Source organism: Bacillus sp. HSf4 (assembly GCF_029537375.1).
GTDB lineage: Bacteria > Bacillota > Bacilli > Bacillales > Bacillaceae > Bacillus > Bacillus sonorensis_A.
Window position 1 is genome coordinate 4323884 of sequence record NZ_CP120679.1, and the last position, 15719, is coordinate 4339602.

14 protein-coding genes are annotated in these 15719 nt (G+C 45.1%); 12 read left to right on the forward strand and 2 right to left on the reverse strand.

Translation table 11 applies throughout. The features are described from left to right. Positions 1–194 precede the first annotated feature (194 nt). The 12 genes from P3X63_RS22195 to ahpF all read left to right on the forward strand — a co-directional run bounded on the left by P3X63_RS22195 (position 195) and on the right by ahpF (position 13959). Positions 195–566 (forward strand): MarR family winged helix-turn-helix transcriptional regulator, encoded by a 372-nt coding sequence (locus tag P3X63_RS22195; protein WP_236251185.1) that lies wholly within the window; start codon positions 195–197, stop codon positions 564–566. Between the two features lie 11 nt (positions 567–577). Further along, positions 578–970: a rhodanese-like domain-containing protein gene (locus P3X63_RS22200; RefSeq protein WP_026589414.1), complete on the forward strand. Its 393-nt coding sequence runs from the start codon at positions 578–580 to the stop codon at positions 968–970. Continuing rightward, complete coding sequence (locus tag P3X63_RS22205; protein ID WP_077735901.1) at positions 964–1392, forward strand: EVE domain-containing protein; 429 nt, start codon at positions 964–966, stop codon at positions 1390–1392. Before P3X63_RS22200 ends, P3X63_RS22205 begins: the two co-directional genes overlap by 7 nt. 186 nt (positions 1393–1578) lie before the next feature. Beyond that, positions 1579–2310, forward strand: coding sequence for a GntR family transcriptional regulator (locus P3X63_RS22210; protein WP_026589416.1), 732 nt, complete (start codon positions 1579–1581; stop codon positions 2308–2310). Next, positions 2303–3835 (forward strand): gluconokinase, encoded by a 1533-nt coding sequence (gntK, locus tag P3X63_RS22215; protein WP_277692125.1) that lies wholly within the window; start codon positions 2303–2305, stop codon positions 3833–3835. The genes P3X63_RS22210 and gntK overlap by 8 nt, the downstream gene beginning before the upstream one ends. Positions 3836–3868: 33 nt before the next feature. Next, positions 3869–5215 carry a GntP family permease gene (locus tag P3X63_RS22220; protein ID WP_277692127.1) on the forward strand — a complete coding sequence of 449 codons (1347 nt, stop codon included), beginning with the start codon at positions 3869–3871 and terminating at the stop codon, positions 5213–5215. A gap of 30 nt (positions 5216–5245) precedes the next feature. Next, positions 5246–6652, forward strand: coding sequence for a decarboxylating NADP(+)-dependent phosphogluconate dehydrogenase (gene gnd / locus P3X63_RS22225; RefSeq protein WP_026589419.1), 1407 nt, complete (start codon positions 5246–5248; stop codon positions 6650–6652). A gap of 291 nt (positions 6653–6943) precedes the next feature. After that, entirely contained in the window at positions 6944–9547 is a 2604-nt protein-coding gene (adhE, locus tag P3X63_RS22230; protein ID WP_077735899.1) for a bifunctional acetaldehyde-CoA/alcohol dehydrogenase, read from the forward strand. 113 nt (positions 9548–9660) lie between these two features. Then, complete coding sequence (locus P3X63_RS22235; protein WP_236251184.1) at positions 9661–9987, forward strand: DUF421 domain-containing protein; 327 nt, start codon at positions 9661–9663, stop codon at positions 9985–9987. A gap of 292 nt (positions 9988–10279) precedes the next feature. Then, on the forward strand, positions 10280–11572 hold the full coding sequence (locus P3X63_RS22240; protein WP_347176585.1) for a voltage-gated chloride channel family protein: 1293 nt from the start codon (positions 10280–10282) through the stop codon (positions 11570–11572). A gap of 280 nt (positions 11573–11852) precedes the next feature. After that, the gene (gene ahpC / locus P3X63_RS22245; RefSeq protein ID WP_026589422.1) at positions 11853–12416 is read left to right on the forward strand and encodes an alkyl hydroperoxide reductase subunit C; all 564 of its coding nucleotides are present in this window, start codon (positions 11853–11855) and stop codon (positions 12414–12416) included. A gap of 13 nt (positions 12417–12429) precedes the next feature. After that, positions 12430–13959 (forward strand): alkyl hydroperoxide reductase subunit F, encoded by a 1530-nt coding sequence (ahpF, locus tag P3X63_RS22250; protein ID WP_277692130.1) that lies wholly within the window; start codon positions 12430–12432, stop codon positions 13957–13959. A 48-nt stretch (positions 13960–14007) separates the two neighbouring features. Here the strand turns inward: ahpF and P3X63_RS22255 are convergent, their stop codons facing one another. Together P3X63_RS22255 and P3X63_RS22260 are read right to left on the reverse strand one after the other, a co-directional pair. Continuing rightward, a complete protein-coding gene (locus tag P3X63_RS22255; RefSeq protein ID WP_257419524.1) occupies positions 14008–14130 on the reverse strand; it encodes a hypothetical protein in 123 nt (40 codons plus the stop codon). A gap of 127 nt (positions 14131–14257) precedes the next feature. Continuing rightward, complete coding sequence (locus P3X63_RS22260; RefSeq protein ID WP_277692131.1) at positions 14258–15610, reverse strand: amino acid permease; 1353 nt, start codon at positions 15608–15610, stop codon at positions 14258–14260. Positions 15611–15719 lie beyond the last annotated feature (109 nt).

A 15719-nucleotide genomic window follows, 5' to 3' on the forward strand; every position in this document is an offset into this window, starting at 1 on the left:
CTCCATTGAATGATTTGTTTTATTGTAGCACACATAATTAATTTAATTAATTAACGAGATGATAAATTGTAGTTGCTTTTCGCAAAATAGTCAGTTAAACTGACTATATACAATACTGATAATAAAAAGAGGTGATTATACTGGATCTATTAAGCCAGTCTTACGGGTTTTTATTAGGAAAAGTCCTTCAGCAAATGGAAAACAAGGTCGCAGATGCCCTGACGCCATATCACCTTGAAGCCAGACAGCTCGGGGTTCTCTTATTTATTAAGGAACACCCTTACTCTTCCCAAAAGCTGATCTCCGAAAAACTGCAGATCGATCGAACAACAATGGTCAGCCATGTTGACCACTTAGAGACATTGGGCTTTGTTGAGCGGGCTAAAAATCCAAATGACCGCAGAGCATACAGTCTGATCCTCACTGAAAAAGGCAGTGATGTGTTGTCATCATGCAGAGTGCTTTTAGCACAAGCAGAATCTGACGTGTTATCCCCTTTAAATGAACATGAAAAAAAGGTCTTTAAAGATATGCTTTTAAGAGTGTGGAGCCAGTACAAAAAATAGGAGGTTACCTTATGAATGCACTTGATTTTTTCAACGCCCGTTTAGAAGCCACCATAAGTCCGATGGATTATTTAAAGTCAGCAAAAAGAAACCCTGAGACATATTTTTTAATCGATGTCAGAAACGGTCCAAGCGAATTAAGAAATCCTACGATAAAGGGTGCGGTGGTCATACCGGAACAAGAATTGCGGGACCGGTTGAATGACATCCCCAAGGATAAGGAAATAATCGTATACTGCTGGGACGTGTGGTGCAATACTGCCGCTAAAGCAGCAAAATGTCTATTAGAACAAGACTATCAAGTAAAAGAACTGGCCGGGGGCATAGCCGCCTGGCAAAAAATGAACTTCCCTGTCTCAACATCCACTGAAGACAATACTGGGAGCGATACTTGCGGATGTTAAAGCGAAAGTATTGGATCGGTGTGGCTTCCCGGGATCATGTCGCAAAGGCTGTATCCGGGGGCTTTGCCCAGCTTTGTCACGGAAAAGAGGCGCCTTTAAAAAGAATGAATCCCGGGGATTGGATCATTTATTACTCCCCAAAGCTTCATTTAAGAGATCACACACCATATCAAAAATTTACGGCTATCGGGAAGGTCATTGATGATCATGTGTTCAAATTTGATATGGGGAATGGATTCATGCCTTTTAGAAGAAATATCGACTTTCAAAAATGTGTGGAAACGTCCATCCATCCACTTATTCCTCACCTCTCTTTTATCGAAAATCAAAAACACTGGGGATATCCCTTCAGATTTGGACATGTAGAAATCGGTCAACAGGACTTCAATCTCATCTCTCAACATATGAGGGCGATACAATAATCGCCCTTTCTTTTTTTCTCTCATCACTTCCTTTCTCAAAAGTAAACATAACCGCTCTGGCCTTGATCATTTGCAATCATGGGAAAATTTCTCATAAAAATTAGAAATGAAAGTGTTTGCATAATCAAAAAATTCGCGTTATCATACTTGTATACAAGTATACTCGTATAACTGGAAGGTGACGTTATGAGTGAATCTAACAGTTTTTTATATCCCGAGAAGTGGCTTTCACGAGCTTCAACCGGTGTCCGCGTGGCATCAGAACTGAGGATGCGGATTATTTCCGGAATGATTGAAAGCGGTACCATCATTTCGGAAAATAAATTGGCTGCGGAATTTTCGGTGAGCCGGTCGCCCGTTCGCGAAGCCTTAAAAATCCTTGCTTCTGAACGAATCATTCGCCTGGAAAGAATGGGCGCCGTTGTCATTGGTTTAACAGAGAAAAAGATTAGGGAGATTTACGATGTCCGTCTGCTCATGGAAACGTTTGTCTTTGAGCGGCTGGGAAGAGCCGATGTCGATCAATTAGTGACCGACCTCAGCAAAATACTAGAAATGATGAAAATCTCCATCAAATACAAAGATGCGGATGAATTCTCTTATCAAGATGTGTTATTTCATGAAACGATTGTACGGTCTATCAACCACTCCTATATTCTGATGATCTGGAATAATTTAAAGCCTGTAATGGAAAGCTTCATCCTTTTATCGATGCGTGCGCGCTTAAAGGAAAAGTATGAAGACTTTGCAAGGGTATTGAACAATCATGAGCTTTATATTGAAGCGATCAAAACAAAAGATAGAGCCCTGATGCTCAAGTCCTTACATCAAAATTTCGATGACGTACAAGATAAGGTTGAAGACCTTTGGTTATCGCAACAAATGCTGTCTAAAGGGGCTGAACAAGAAAATGACTAGTTATATGTTAGGGATTGATATCGGGACGACAAGCACGAAGGCTGTCTTATTCAGTGAGAAAGGGGATGTGATCCAAAAGGAAAGCATCGGATACCCGCTTTACACACCGGATATCTCGACAGCCGAACAAGACCCTGATGAAATTTTTCAGGCCGTGATTCTTGCTGCTGGCAACATCACGAAACAACATCCGCACAAAAAGATCTCATTTGTTTCATTCAGCAGCGCCATGCACAGTGTCATCGCCATGGATGAAAAAGACCAGCCGCTGACACCGTGCATCACCTGGGCTGATAATCGAAGCGAAGGCTGGGCCCATAAGATCAAGGATGAGCTGAATGGACATGAAGTCTATAAGCGAACAGGTACACCGATCCATCCGATGTCACCGTTAAGCAAAATCGCCTGGATTGTGAATGAACGTCATGAAATCGCTTCCAAAACCAAAAAATATATCGGAATCAAAGAGTACATTTTCAAAAAGCTTTTCGATCAATATGTCGTCGATTACTCTCTGGCTTCAGCCATGGGAATGATGAACCTGAAAACCTTGGATTGGGACGAAGAAGCGTTATCCATCGCAGGCGTTACACGAGATCATTTGTCAAAGCTGGTTCCGACAACAGCGATATTTGAAAACTGCCAGCCGGCCTTTGCCGAGCAAATGGGAATCGATCCGGCGACACCTTTTGTCATCGGAGCAAGCGACGGCGTGCTGTCCAACCTCGGCGTCAACGCTATTAAAAAAGGCGAAATTGCCGTCACAATCGGGACAAGCGGCGCGATCCGCACAATCATCGATGAACCTCAAACCGATGAAAAGGGGCGCATTTTTTGCTACGCGCTTACAGAGAACCATTGGGTCATCGGCGGACCTGTCAACAACGGCGGCATCGTTCTTCGCTGGATCAGGGACGAATTTGCCTCTGCAGAAATCGAAACGGCAAAAAGGCTCGGCATTGATCCGTACGATGTGCTAACCAAAATCGCCGAACGGGTAAGACCCGGCGCTGATGGCTTGCTCTTTCACCCGTATCTCGCGGGCGAACGCGCTCCGCTGTGGAATCCGGATGTGCGCGGTTCATTCTTCGGCCTCACCATGTCCCATAAGAAGGAACATATGATTCGCGCGGCATTGGAAGGGGTCATTTACAACTTATACACCGTCTTTTTGGCATTAACGGAATGCATGGACGGACCTGTCACCCGCATTCAAGCGACAGGAGGCTTTGCAAGATCTGACGTGTGGCGGCAAATGATGGCCGATATCTTCGAATCGGAAGTCGTCGTCCCTGAAAGCTTCGAAAGTTCGTGTCTGGGAGCCTGCATTTTAGGCCTTTATGCCACAGGAAAAATCAATTCCTTCGACATCGTCTCAGACATGATCGGCAGCACCCACCGGCATTCGCCGAAAGAAGAAGCTGCCCGGGAGTACAGAAAATTAATGCCGATCTTTATCAACTTGTCGCGGTCTTTGGAACACGAATATACACAAATTTCCAATTACCAAAGAAGCCTTAACTAACAAAAAAAAACAACAAGAATTGGAGGCGTTATCATGCCATTACTCATTGTAGCAATCGGGATTGTCGCATTACTGCTGTTAATTATGGGATTGAAACTGAACACGTTTGTTTCCTTGATTATTGTATCGTTCGGCGTCGCGTTGGCGCTCGGCATGCCGCTTGATGAAATCGTCAAAACGATTGAAGAAGGACTCGGCGGCACGCTTGGCCACATCGCCTTGATCTTCGGGCTCGGCGCCATGCTCGGCAGACTGATCGCGGATTCAGGGGGCGCGCAGCGGATTGCGATGACCCTCGTCAACAAATTTGGCGAAAAAAATATTCAATGGGCCGTTGTCATCGCTTCATTTATCATCGGGGTTGCTTTATTCTTTGAAGTCGGACTTGTTTTGCTTATTCCAATTGTATTTGCCATTTCAAGAGAATTAAAGATTTCTATTTTATATTTGGGGATTCCGATGGTGGCGGCTTTATCCGTCACACACGGCTTCCTGCCTCCGCATCCGGGGCCGACGGCAATCGCCGGAGAACTCGGAGCCAACATCGGGGAAGTTCTGCTTTACGGTTTCATCGTTGCCGTTCCAACAGTGCTTTTAGCCGGACCCATATTTACGAAAATAGCAAAAAAAATCGTCCCGCAATCATTTGAAAAAATGGGCAGCATCGCGTCATTAGGTGAACAAAAAACATTCAAGCTCGAGGAAACACCAAAATTCGGCATTAGCGTATTTACAGCGATGCTTCCGGTTATTATCATGTCCATCTCTACGATTATTACATTGCTTCATGAGACGATGGGATTTGCCGATAATGGTGCGCTTGCATTTATCCAATTCATCGGAAATGCATCGACTTCGATGGTGATCTCTTTATTAGTCGCCATCTATACGATGGGAATCGCGAGAAACATTCCGATCAAACAGGTGATGGATTCCTGCTCAACAGCCATTACGCAAATCGGCATGATGCTTTTGATCATCGGAGGCGGCGGCGCCTTCAAACAAGTCCTTATTAACGGCGGGGTAGGCGACTATGTGGCCGAATTATTCAAAGGAACGTCAATGTCTCCGATTTTGCTTGCCTGGTTGATCGCGGCCATCTTGCGTATTTCTTTAGGATCTGCCACAGTTGCTGCCTTAAGCACAACCGGGCTTGTCATTCCAATGCTTGGACAAACCGATGTCAACCTTGCATTGGTGGTGCTGGCCACAGGGGCCGGAAGTGTAATCGCTTCCCACGTCAATGATGCAGGCTTCTGGATGTTCAAAGAGTACTTCGGCTTAAGCATGAAAGAAACATTCGCGACATGGACGGTGCTGGAAACAATTATCGCAGTAGCCGGATTAGGATTTACTTTATTGTTAAGCCTAATTGTATAAAGAGTTTCAAGAAGAAGGAGCAGGTAACAAATGTTCAATACAATAGGAGTCATAGGTTTAGGCGTCATGGGCAGCAATATCGCTCTGAACATGGCCAGCAAAGGGGAACAGGTCGCAGTCTATAATTACACAAGGGATTTAACCGACCAGCTTGTCCAAAAGACTGATGGAAAGGTACTCAATCCGTACTACGAGCTTCAGGATTTCGTTCAGTCATTAGAAACACCGCGCAAAATCTTTTTAATGGTCACAGCGGGAAAACCGGTCGATTCAGTGATTGACTCACTCATTCCTTTGCTTGAAGAAGGGGATGTCATCATGGACGGCGGCAACTCCCACTACCAAGACACAGAACGAAGATATGAAAAACTGAAAGCGAAGGGAATCGGCTACCTGGGCATCGGCATTTCCGGCGGTGAAGTCGGCGCTCGAAAAGGACCTTCCATCATGCCTGGCGGAGACCGGGATGTCTATGAAAAAGCGGCTCCGATTTTGACGAAAATCGCTGCGCAAGTGGGAGATGACCCATGCTGTGTATATATCGGACCAAAAGGTGCGGGGCATTTTGTGAAAATGGTCCACAACGGGATCGAATACGCCGATATGCAGCTGATCGCGGAAGCGTATACATTTTTAAGAGACCAATTACATGTATCCGTTAATGAAATCGCTGACATTTTTGAAACGTGGAACGAAGGCGAGCTGAAAAGCTATCTCATCGAGATCACCGCGGACATTCTAAGGAAAACAGATGAAAAGACGGGTGAACCGCTGATTGATGTCATCCTTGATAAAACAGGCCAAAAAGGCACAGGCAAATGGACAAGCCTGCAAGCCGTCGACAATGGCATCCCATCATCGATTATCACGGAATCGTTATTCGCCCGCTACCTGTCGTCTTTAAAAGACGAGCGGGTCGCCGCGGAGAAGATCCTTGCCGGGCCGGAAAAAAAAGCTCAACACCTGGATCAGGATTTGTGGATCGATTACGTCAGACAAGCCTTATATATGGGGAAAGTCTGCGCCTATGCACAAGGCTTCGCCCAATATAAAATGTCGTCCGACCTGTACGGATGGGATCTACCGTTAAATGATATCGCCCTGATTTTCCGGGGCGGCTGCATCATTCGCGCCGATTTCTTAAATCTGATCAGCGATGCATTCCGCAAACAGCCGGACCTGTCCAATTTGCTGACGGCGCCGTACTTTGCGGAAAAGCTCAAGGCATACCAAACAGGACTCAGAAAAGTCGTCTGTGAAGGGATCAGCTCAGGCATCTCATTCCCGTGCCTGAGCACCGCCCTCTCTTATTATGACGGCTACCGCACAGGCCGCTCCAACGCAAACCTTTTGCAGGCGCAGCGCGATTATTTCGGCGCCCATACGTATGAGCGCACGGATATGGAAGGCGTGTTTCATACGGATTGGTATGAATGACAGATGAACTGCACATCTTCTTGGATGTGCAGTTTTATTTCTGAGAAATCCAGATATATGTCCTAAGTCCTATTTTTAATAGGATTCATACTTTGTTCAACATTTCACAAACTTCTATTTCAAATCCGTGTTATGATAAATTCATTCAAAAATACAAGGAGATGAGACCACAAAAAAACGGCCTGAATCAACGGGAAAAATTTTTTTAACACAACTTGTGAAATGTTTCACAAACATTCTCTGGCAATTCTATTGTAATCAGATTCCTATCAAGTTATTGGAGGGTTTGCAATGGCAGTTGAAGAAAAGGAACTCAAACAAAAGCAAAATGTCTCAGACATGATTGACCGTTTAGTCGAAAAAGGGCTGAAGGCGTTGGAAGAATTCCGCCGCTTGGACCAGGAGAAAATCGACGCCATCGTCAAGCAGATGGCGCTTGCCGGGCTTGATCAGCATATGCCCCTCGCAAAGCTCGCTGTAGAGGAAACAAAACGCGGGGTATACGAAGATAAAATCATCAAAAACATGTTTGCCACAGAATATGTCTATCACAATATCAAATCCAATCAAACGGTCGGCATCATCAACGAGGATGAACATGAGGGCGTCATCGAAATCGCCGAGCCTGTCGGTATCGTTGCAGGGGTGACACCTGTGACAAACCCTACATCGACCACGATGTTCAAATCCCTGATATCAATGAAAACAAGAAACCCAATTATATTCGCCTTCCATCCATCCGCACAAACGTGCAGCAGTGAAGCGGCAAAAATCCTCAGAGATGCGGCGGTCAAAGCGGGGGCTCCCGAACACTGCATTCAGTGGATTGAAACCCCTTCACTTGAAGCAACCCGGGCTTTAATGACCCATCCGAAAGTATCTTTGATCCTTGCCACAGGCGGCGCCGGCATGGTGAAGGCCGCTTACAGCTCAGGAAAACCCGCCCTTGGCGTCGGACCGGGAAATGTACCGTGCTATATCGAGAAATCTGCAAACATCAAGCAAGCCGTCAATGATCTGATTTTATCGAAAACCTTCGACAACGGCATGATTTGCGCATCAGAACAGGCCGTCATCATCGATAAAAACATTTATTCAGACGTCAAAGCCGAAATGACGATAAACAACTGCTATTTCTTAAATGAAAACGAAAAAACAAAGGTAGAAAAATTGGTGATCAATGAAAATACGTGTGCCGTCAATGCTGATATCGTCGGTATGCCCGCATGCAAAATTGCCGAAATGGCAGGCATCAAGGTTCCTGAAGGCACGAAAATCCTCATTGCCGAGCTGAAAGGTGTCGGACCGCAATACCCGCTTTCAAGAGAAAAATTAAGTCCGGTTTTGGCCTGCTACAAAGTGAACGGACTCCAGGAAGGCTTAAAACGGGCTGAAGAAATGCTGGAGTTCGGCGGTATCGGCCACTCTGCGGTGATTCACACAACAGATCAAGACGCGATCGAGCAATTCGGCCTGAGGATGAAAGCGGGACGGATCATCGTCAATGCCCCGTCTTCCCAGGGAGCGATCGGCGATATTTACAACGCTTATATGCCTTCCTTGACACTCGGCTGCGGGACGTACGGAGGGAACGCTGTATCGACAAACGTTGGTGCCGTTCACTTGATCAATACGAAAAAAGTGGCAAAAAGGAATGTTAACATGCAATGGTTTAAAGTGCCGCCGAAAATTTACTTTGAAAAAAACGCAACACAATATTTAGCGAAAATGCCGAACATCTCAAAAGCGTTCATTGTGACAGACCCGGGAATGGTGAAGCTGGGCTATGTCGACCGCGTCCTTCACTACTTAAGGAAACGCCCGGACTACGTTCATTGCGAAATTTTCTCCGATGTAGAACCTGATCCATCTATTGAAACGGTCATGAACGGCGTCGACATGATGGCTAAATTCGAGCCTGATGTCATTATCGCTCTTGGCGGAGGTTCTGCGATGGATGCCGCAAAAGGAATGTGGATGTTCTATGAGCACCCTGACGCGAAATTCTTTGAATTAAAACAAAAATTCCTGGACATCCGCAAGCGCATCGCCAAATATCCGAAATTGGGCGATAAAGCACAGTTCGTGGCGATCCCGACAACATCAGGAACCGGCTCTGAAGTCACCTCATTCTCCGTTATTACAGATAAGGAGGCCAATACGAAATATCCGCTCGCTGATTATGAATTGACGCCTGACGTAGCGATCATCGATCCGCAGTTTGTCATGACGGTGCCGAAGCACATTACAGCGGACACAGGGATGGACGTCCTGACACACGCGATTGAATCGTATGTATCCTGCATGGCCAACGACTATACCGACGGCTTGGCGATGAAAGCCATCGAGCTGATATTCGAATACCTGCCGAAGGCGTACAAAAACGGCAGTGACGAACTGGCGCGCGAAAAAGTGCATAATGCATCAACCATTGCCGGAATGGCTTTCTCCAACGCCTTCTTAGGCATCAACCACAGCCTGGCCCATAAGCTTGGAGCTGAATTCCATATTGCCCATGGACGCGCCAACGCCGTGCTTCTGCCGCATGTCATCCGCTACAATGCGACAAAACCGAAGAAATTCACGGCATTTCCGAAATACAGCCATTTTGTAGCCGATAAGCGCTATGCGGAAATTGCCAGAATGCTGGGCTTGCCGGCCAAAACGACTGAAGAAGGCGTCGAAAGCCTTGTTCAAGCGATCATCGCTCTTGCCAAAGAGCTCGATATCCCAATGAGCCTGAAATATAACGGCATAGACGCAGTAGAATTTGAAAGCAAAGTCGACACCTTGGCAGATCGCGCCTTTGAAGACCAATGCACAACAGCCAATCCGAAGCTTCCATTGGTGTCTGAGCTGGCTGAGATTTACCGTTCTGCTTATCAAGGAATTTAATTATCAATTCGAAGCCATTCTTTTAGGGGATGGCTTTTGTTTTTTTAGCCATGAATAATTTTGTATTTCTTTTACAACATATAATTATTCTTTGTTTTTTGGGAGGAATATTCTTGGATTTACATTTCATCTGGAAAGCTGTTGTCATTGTTATAGGAGGAGTACTCATTTTACGGTTACCTGGCAGAAAATCTATTTCACAGCTTACTGTTGCACATACTGTCATCATGATAGCTGTCGGTTCATTAATTATGCAACCAGTTAATGATGGAAATATTCGGATTACCTTGATTGTTACATTCTTAATGATTCTCACTCTTCTTTTGATTGAGTATCTTACTTTGAAATTTGATGCTTTAGAGAGCTTTATTTATGGAAAATCAGTTCCAATCGTCGAGGGTGGTCAAATTCAAATCAATCATATAAAAAAATGCGCTTAACTGTAGATATGCTTGAAGTAAGATTGAGACAACAAAATATTCAATCATTCAAGGATTTACAATGAGCGACACTCGAATCCAACGGTCAGTTAGGATACATGTTAAAGCCGAATAAGCAATATGCGACTAAAGAAGATATTCAACAGTTGAAATCACTGCTTGAAATGAATCTCAAGCAAACTCGTATGGACACCCCGGCACCGCAAGCAAACTCCTCAGACAACATTTTTACGAAAATTAAAGACCCTACACATTCCAAAAAGCATCCAAAAGGATTGAAATGAGGCTGTCTATGAAGTATAGCATTTTTTTTAATATTCTTGGCAAATGGATATTATGTGGAGGCATCATTGGCGGTATTGTCGGATCAGTGACAGCCTTCCTGCTTGAAGCAAACGACTACCTGGGTGAAGTCAGAGAGCAAAATGACTGGCTCATCTACCTTCTGCCGCTTGGAGGACTTGTCATTGGCTACATATACATGAAATATGGAAAAGTAGTCTTAAATAACACCTTACATGACACGGCCCAATTAAATAATCTTGTCATTGATGCTGTTAATGGAAACAAAAAAGTTCCGAAGAGAATGGGGCCTATTGTCTATTTCGGAACTTTTATCACGGTTTTTTTCGGCGGATCGACCGGAAGAGAAGGGGCAGCTGTCCAAATGGGAGGCAGCGTCGCGGAAATGATCAACAAGTTGTTTAAGGTCCGTTTGGCAGAAACTAAAATTTTCATTATGAGCGGTATTAGCGCCGGATTTGGTGCTGCATTTGGCGCACCCATGACCGGGGCTGTATTTGGAATGGAGATGACCGCTTTAGGAAAGCTGAAATTTGAAGCGCTTGTCCCTTGTGTTGTAGCTAGTTTCACCGGTCACTATATCACGACTGCAGCTTGGGGAGTGAAACATGAAGAATTTATGATCCATGCTCTGCCTGAGTTATCTTTCATTACGTTTGTAAAAATTCTTCTTGTTTCTGTTATATTCAGTCTATTAAGCGTCTCATATTGCCAATTGAGACACGGCATACAAATATACAGCGAGAGAGTGTTTAAGAAAAACCATATGATAAGAGCCTTTGTTGGCGGTATTATCATCGTATGTTTATTTTTATTGGCTGGTTCACAAGATTACAATGGACGGGGTTTGAACATGTTGGAGCAGGCTTTTCAAGAAGATGTACCTCCTTTTGCCTTCCTGGCCAAGCTCATTTTTACAGCCATTACTTTGGGGACAGGCTTTGTAGGCGGTGAGGCGATACCATTATTTTTCATGGGAGCAACACTAGGGAACACCCTGCACTCCTTTTTCCATTTACCTCTCTCATTTTTAGCAGCGTTGGGACTGATTGCAGCGTTTTCCGGCGGTGCGAATACCCCTATCTCCGCATTCTTGCTGGCATTGGAAATGTTTGATGGAAAAGGAGCAGAGTACTTTTTTATCGCTTGTCTGCTCAGCTATATATTTTCCGGTCATCACGGACTATGGCCGTCTCAAAAAATATATGAACCAAAGAGCCGGTTATACAGCGTAATGAACGGAGAAACGATCGAACATGTTGAGAAAAAGAAAAAGTCTTAGAAGCTGTCCATTCTTTTAGTGGGTGGCTTTTTCTTGCTATGAGAAGACGGGTGCATTTTCAAGTAGCAGTCTTCATTCTCATCTCCACCCGCTGATACCCTGGCTATAAAGGAGGCTCAACATTCTAAACCATCCATAAAAAAGCCAAAAGAATAAAGTGCTTCTTTTCCCTTGACAAAAAATATATATTATTTAATAATCTATATATAATTAGAATTATTACAGAAAAATAAATTCTATTATTTTATTTTTCTATAACACATTTAGGAGGAATTTACGCATGTCTTTAATCGGAAAAGAAGTAAAACCATTCGCAGCAAAAGCTTACAAAAACGGTGAGTTCATCGATGTAACAAATGAGGACCTGAAAGGCCAATGGAGCATTTTCTGCTTCTATCCAGCTGATTTCTCTTTCGTCTGCCCGACTGAGCTTGAAGATCTGCAAAACGAATACGCTGCTCTAAAAGAGCTTGGTGTTGAAGTATACTCTGTTTCTACAGATACGCACTTCGTACACAAAGGCTGGCACGACAGCTCAGAAAAAATCGGCAAAATTACTTATGCGATGATCGGCGACCCGTCTCAAACGATCTCCCGCAACTTTGAAGTACTTAACGAAGAAGAAGGTCTTGCTGACCGCGGAACATTCATCATCGATCCGGACGGCGTCATCCAAGCCGTTGAAATCAACGCCGGCGGTATCGGCCGTGATGCAAGCATCCTGATCAACAAAGTAAAAGCGGCTCAATACGTCCGCCAAAACCCAGGCGAAGTTTGCCCGGCTAAATGGGAAGAAGGTTCTGAAACCCTGACACCAAGCCTTGACCTCGTAGGCAAAATCTAAGGAGTGCATTCAATTGGTACTTGAAGCAAATATCAAAGCACAACTAAACCAATACATGCAGATGATTGAAAATGACATCGTCCTTAAAGTCAGTGCAGGCGATGACAGTGTCTCTAAGGATATGCTGGCTCTTGTAGAAGAGCTGGCTTCCATGTCATCCAAAATCACTGTTGAAAAGGCGCAGCTCGACAGAACGCCAAGCTTCAGCGTCAATCGCGCCGGAGAGGAAACAGGCGTGACATTCGCCGGCGTTCCGCTCGGACACGAATTCACATCTTTGGTGCTGGCACTCTTGCAAGTGAGCGGCAGACCGCCAAAAGTCGATCAAAAAATCATCGATCAAATCAAGAACATCAGCGGCGAATTCCGCTTCGAATCTTATATCAGCCTCACATGCCACAACTGCCCTGATGTTGTACAAGCATTGAACATGATGAGTGTGCTCAACCCGAACATCACACACACGATGATTGACGGTGCGGCATACAAATCAGAAGTTGAGAGCAAAAACATCATGGCGGTGCCGACCGTATACTTGAACGGCGAATCCTTTGGCAGCGGCCGAATGACACTTGAAGAAATTCTTGCGAAGATGGGCAGCGGCACAGATGCGTCTGAGCTTTCTGATAAAGATCCGTTCGATGTCCTCGTTGTCGGCGGCGGACCTGCCGGTGCAAGCGCAGCGATCTATGCGGCGCGCAAAGGCATCCGCACGGGAATCGTTGCCGAACGCTTCGGCGGCCAAGTCCTTGACACGATGAGCATCGAAAACTTTATCAGCGTGAAGCGCACCGAAGGCCCTAAGCTTGCGGCAAGCCTTGAAGAACATGTGAAGGATTATGATATCGACGTCATGAACCTGCAACGCGCAAAAGGTCTCGAGAAAAAAGATCTGTTTGAACTTGAACTGGAAAACGGCGCTGTTCTGAAAAGCAAAACCGTCATCCTTTCAACAGGGGCCCGCTGGCGCAATATCGGCGTACCTGGTGAACAAGAGTTCAAAAACAAAGGTGTCGCATATTGCCCGCACTGTGACGGTCCACTGTTTGAAGGCAAAGACGTAGCCGTTATCGGCGGCGGCAACTCCGGAATCGAAGCAGCGATTGACCTTGCAGGCATCGTCAACCATGTGACTGTTCTTGAGTTCGCGCCGGAGCTGAAAGCGGACGAAGTTCTGCAAAAACGTCTCTACAGCCTCCCTAATGTAACTGTCGTGAAAAACGCGCAAACAAAAGAAATCACAGGCGACGAAAACGTTAACGGCATCACTTACGTTGACCGTGAAACAGGAGCAGAAAAACACGTCGAACTCCAAGGCGTCTTCGTCCAAATCGGCCTTGTGCCAAACACAGAATGGCTGCCGGAAACCGTCGAGCGTAACCGCATCGGCGAAATCGCAGTCGATAAACGCGGCGAAACAACCATTCCTGGATTGTTCGCTGCAGGAGACTGCACAGACGGACCATATAACCAAATTATTATTTCAATGGGATCGGGGGCAAATGCCGCATTAGGGGCGTTTGATTATTTGATCTGGAACTAACACGAAAGGCGCTATGCTGCTTAAACGGCAGTATGGCGCTTTTTTATGTTATAACCCATATAAATAGGACTTCACATCATGGCCGACAAACGCTTTCCATATGATCAAATTGTACGGATAGGACCAAGCGGGATATTGCGATTGTCCATTCATGTATGAATTGTATTCCATGACTCCATTCCTCTCGTTCTCATGTCTGCATTAAATATAAACCTATAAAAGGAAACGGTTAATCAAAAATAAAGACGGCATACTGCATGCAGTACACCGTCTTTTTCAAGAGATTTAATTTGACTCATCATGTTCTTTTTGTCCTGTTTTTTTTCATCCAAAATAAAATAAACAATACAATAAACCATAGAGGAGTCAGCAGCAAGGCCGAGCGAGTCGCATCCGCATACAGCATAATCATGAGAATGACCGCAAACATCGCCAGGACAACATAATTGATAAACGGCGCGAATGGCGCTTTGAATGTTGATGCTGCGTGTAAGTGCGGACGGGTTTTCCTGTATCTGATATGGCTGACAAGAATCACACCCCACACCCATATGAAACAAATCGCGCTGATGGTTGTCACGATCCCAAAGGCTTGTTCCGGTATCAGTTTGCTTAATAGCGCTCCTGCTGACAGGACAATGGTTGATACCCATAACGCGTGACTCGGCACATGGTTTTTATTCAGCTTCGCAAAATTGGCCGGGCCCTGTTTCGTTTTACTTAAATTGTACAGAATCCGGCTTGTTGAAAACATCCCGCTGTTACAAGCAGACGCGGCTGACGTTAATACAACAAAATTAATGATTCCCGCGGCAAGCGGGATGCCGACTAAGCTGAAGGTTTTCACAAAAGGACTTTCCGCTGCATTCAGTTCCATCCAAGGGTTAATACATAATAAGACGATAAGCGCGCCGACGTAGAAAAATAAAATCCGTAAAGGAATTTTATTAATAGCCGATGGAATATTTTTTTTCGGGTTCGACGTTTCCGCCGCCGATACACCTACTAATTCCACACCGACATATGCAAAGATCACCATTTGAAAAGAAAGCAAAAAGCCTGAAAATCCGTTTGGAAACAAACCGCCATGCGCCCAAAGGTTGGTAACCGAAACCGTTCCTGTATGCGTCTTAAACCCGATCACCAGCAAAATAACACCGATGACAATTAACGCAAGAATCGTGATCACCTTTATTAAAGCGAACCAAAATTCCAATTCTCCAAAAAGCTTGACAGTCAACAGATTGAGCCCTAATAAAATGAGTAAACAGATAAGTGCAGGGACCCACTGCGGAATATCAAACCAATATTTCACATAGACACCGACGGCAATCACATCCGCCATAGCCGTCATAATCCAGCAAAACCAATAGGTCCACCCGGTGACAAACGCCGCACGCGGCCCCAGATACTCCTCGGCAATATCGGTTAACGATTGATAACCCGCTTTAGATAACAGCAATTCTCCCAGCGCCCGCATCACGAAAAAAAGCGCAATACCTACAATGAAATACGCAAAGATGATAGAAGGACCCGCCAATTGAATCGCCTTACCGGAGCCTAAAAACAACCCGGTGCCAATCGTCCCGCCAATAGCGATAAGCTGTACGTGCCGATTGGATAAGTCCCTCTTTAATTCCCGCTGTTCCACATCAAACTCCTCCTTACCTCTCTAGTGAACGACGAGCAGTAAAAAAGCCCATAAAAAAAGAGATTGGATGTCCTCCAATCTCGCGGTCATAAGAATATCAAAATATATT

Bases quoted from the DNA above. Each gene is read 5' to 3' on its own strand.
- P3X63_RS22195 (WP_236251185.1), top strand. From the start codon at position 195: ATGGAAAACAAGGTCGCAGATGCCCTGACGCCATATCACCTTGAAGCC.
- P3X63_RS22200 (WP_026589414.1), top strand. From the start codon at position 578: ATGAATGCACTTGATTTTTTCAACGCCCGTTTAGAAGCCACCATAAGT.
- P3X63_RS22205 (WP_077735901.1), top strand. From the start codon at position 964: ATGTTAAAGCGAAAGTATTGGATCGGTGTGGCTTCCCGGGATCATGTC.
- P3X63_RS22210 (WP_026589416.1), top strand. From the start codon at position 1,579: ATGAGTGAATCTAACAGTTTTTTATATCCCGAGAAGTGGCTTTCACGA.
- gntK (WP_277692125.1), top strand. From the start codon at position 2,303: ATGACTAGTTATATGTTAGGGATTGATATCGGGACGACAAGCACGAAG.
- P3X63_RS22220 (WP_277692127.1), top strand. From the start codon at position 3,869: ATGCCATTACTCATTGTAGCAATCGGGATTGTCGCATTACTGCTGTTA.
- gnd (WP_026589419.1), top strand. From the start codon at position 5,246: ATGTTCAATACAATAGGAGTCATAGGTTTAGGCGTCATGGGCAGCAAT.
- adhE (WP_077735899.1), top strand. From the start codon at position 6,944: ATGGCAGTTGAAGAAAAGGAACTCAAACAAAAGCAAAATGTCTCAGAC.
- P3X63_RS22240 (WP_347176585.1), top strand. From the start codon at position 10,280: ATGAAGTATAGCATTTTTTTTAATATTCTTGGCAAATGGATATTATGT.
- ahpC (WP_026589422.1), top strand. From the start codon at position 11,853: ATGTCTTTAATCGGAAAAGAAGTAAAACCATTCGCAGCAAAAGCTTAC.
- P3X63_RS22255 (WP_257419524.1), bottom strand. From the start codon at position 14,130: ATGGAATACAATTCATACATGAATGGACAATCGCAATATCCCGCTTGG.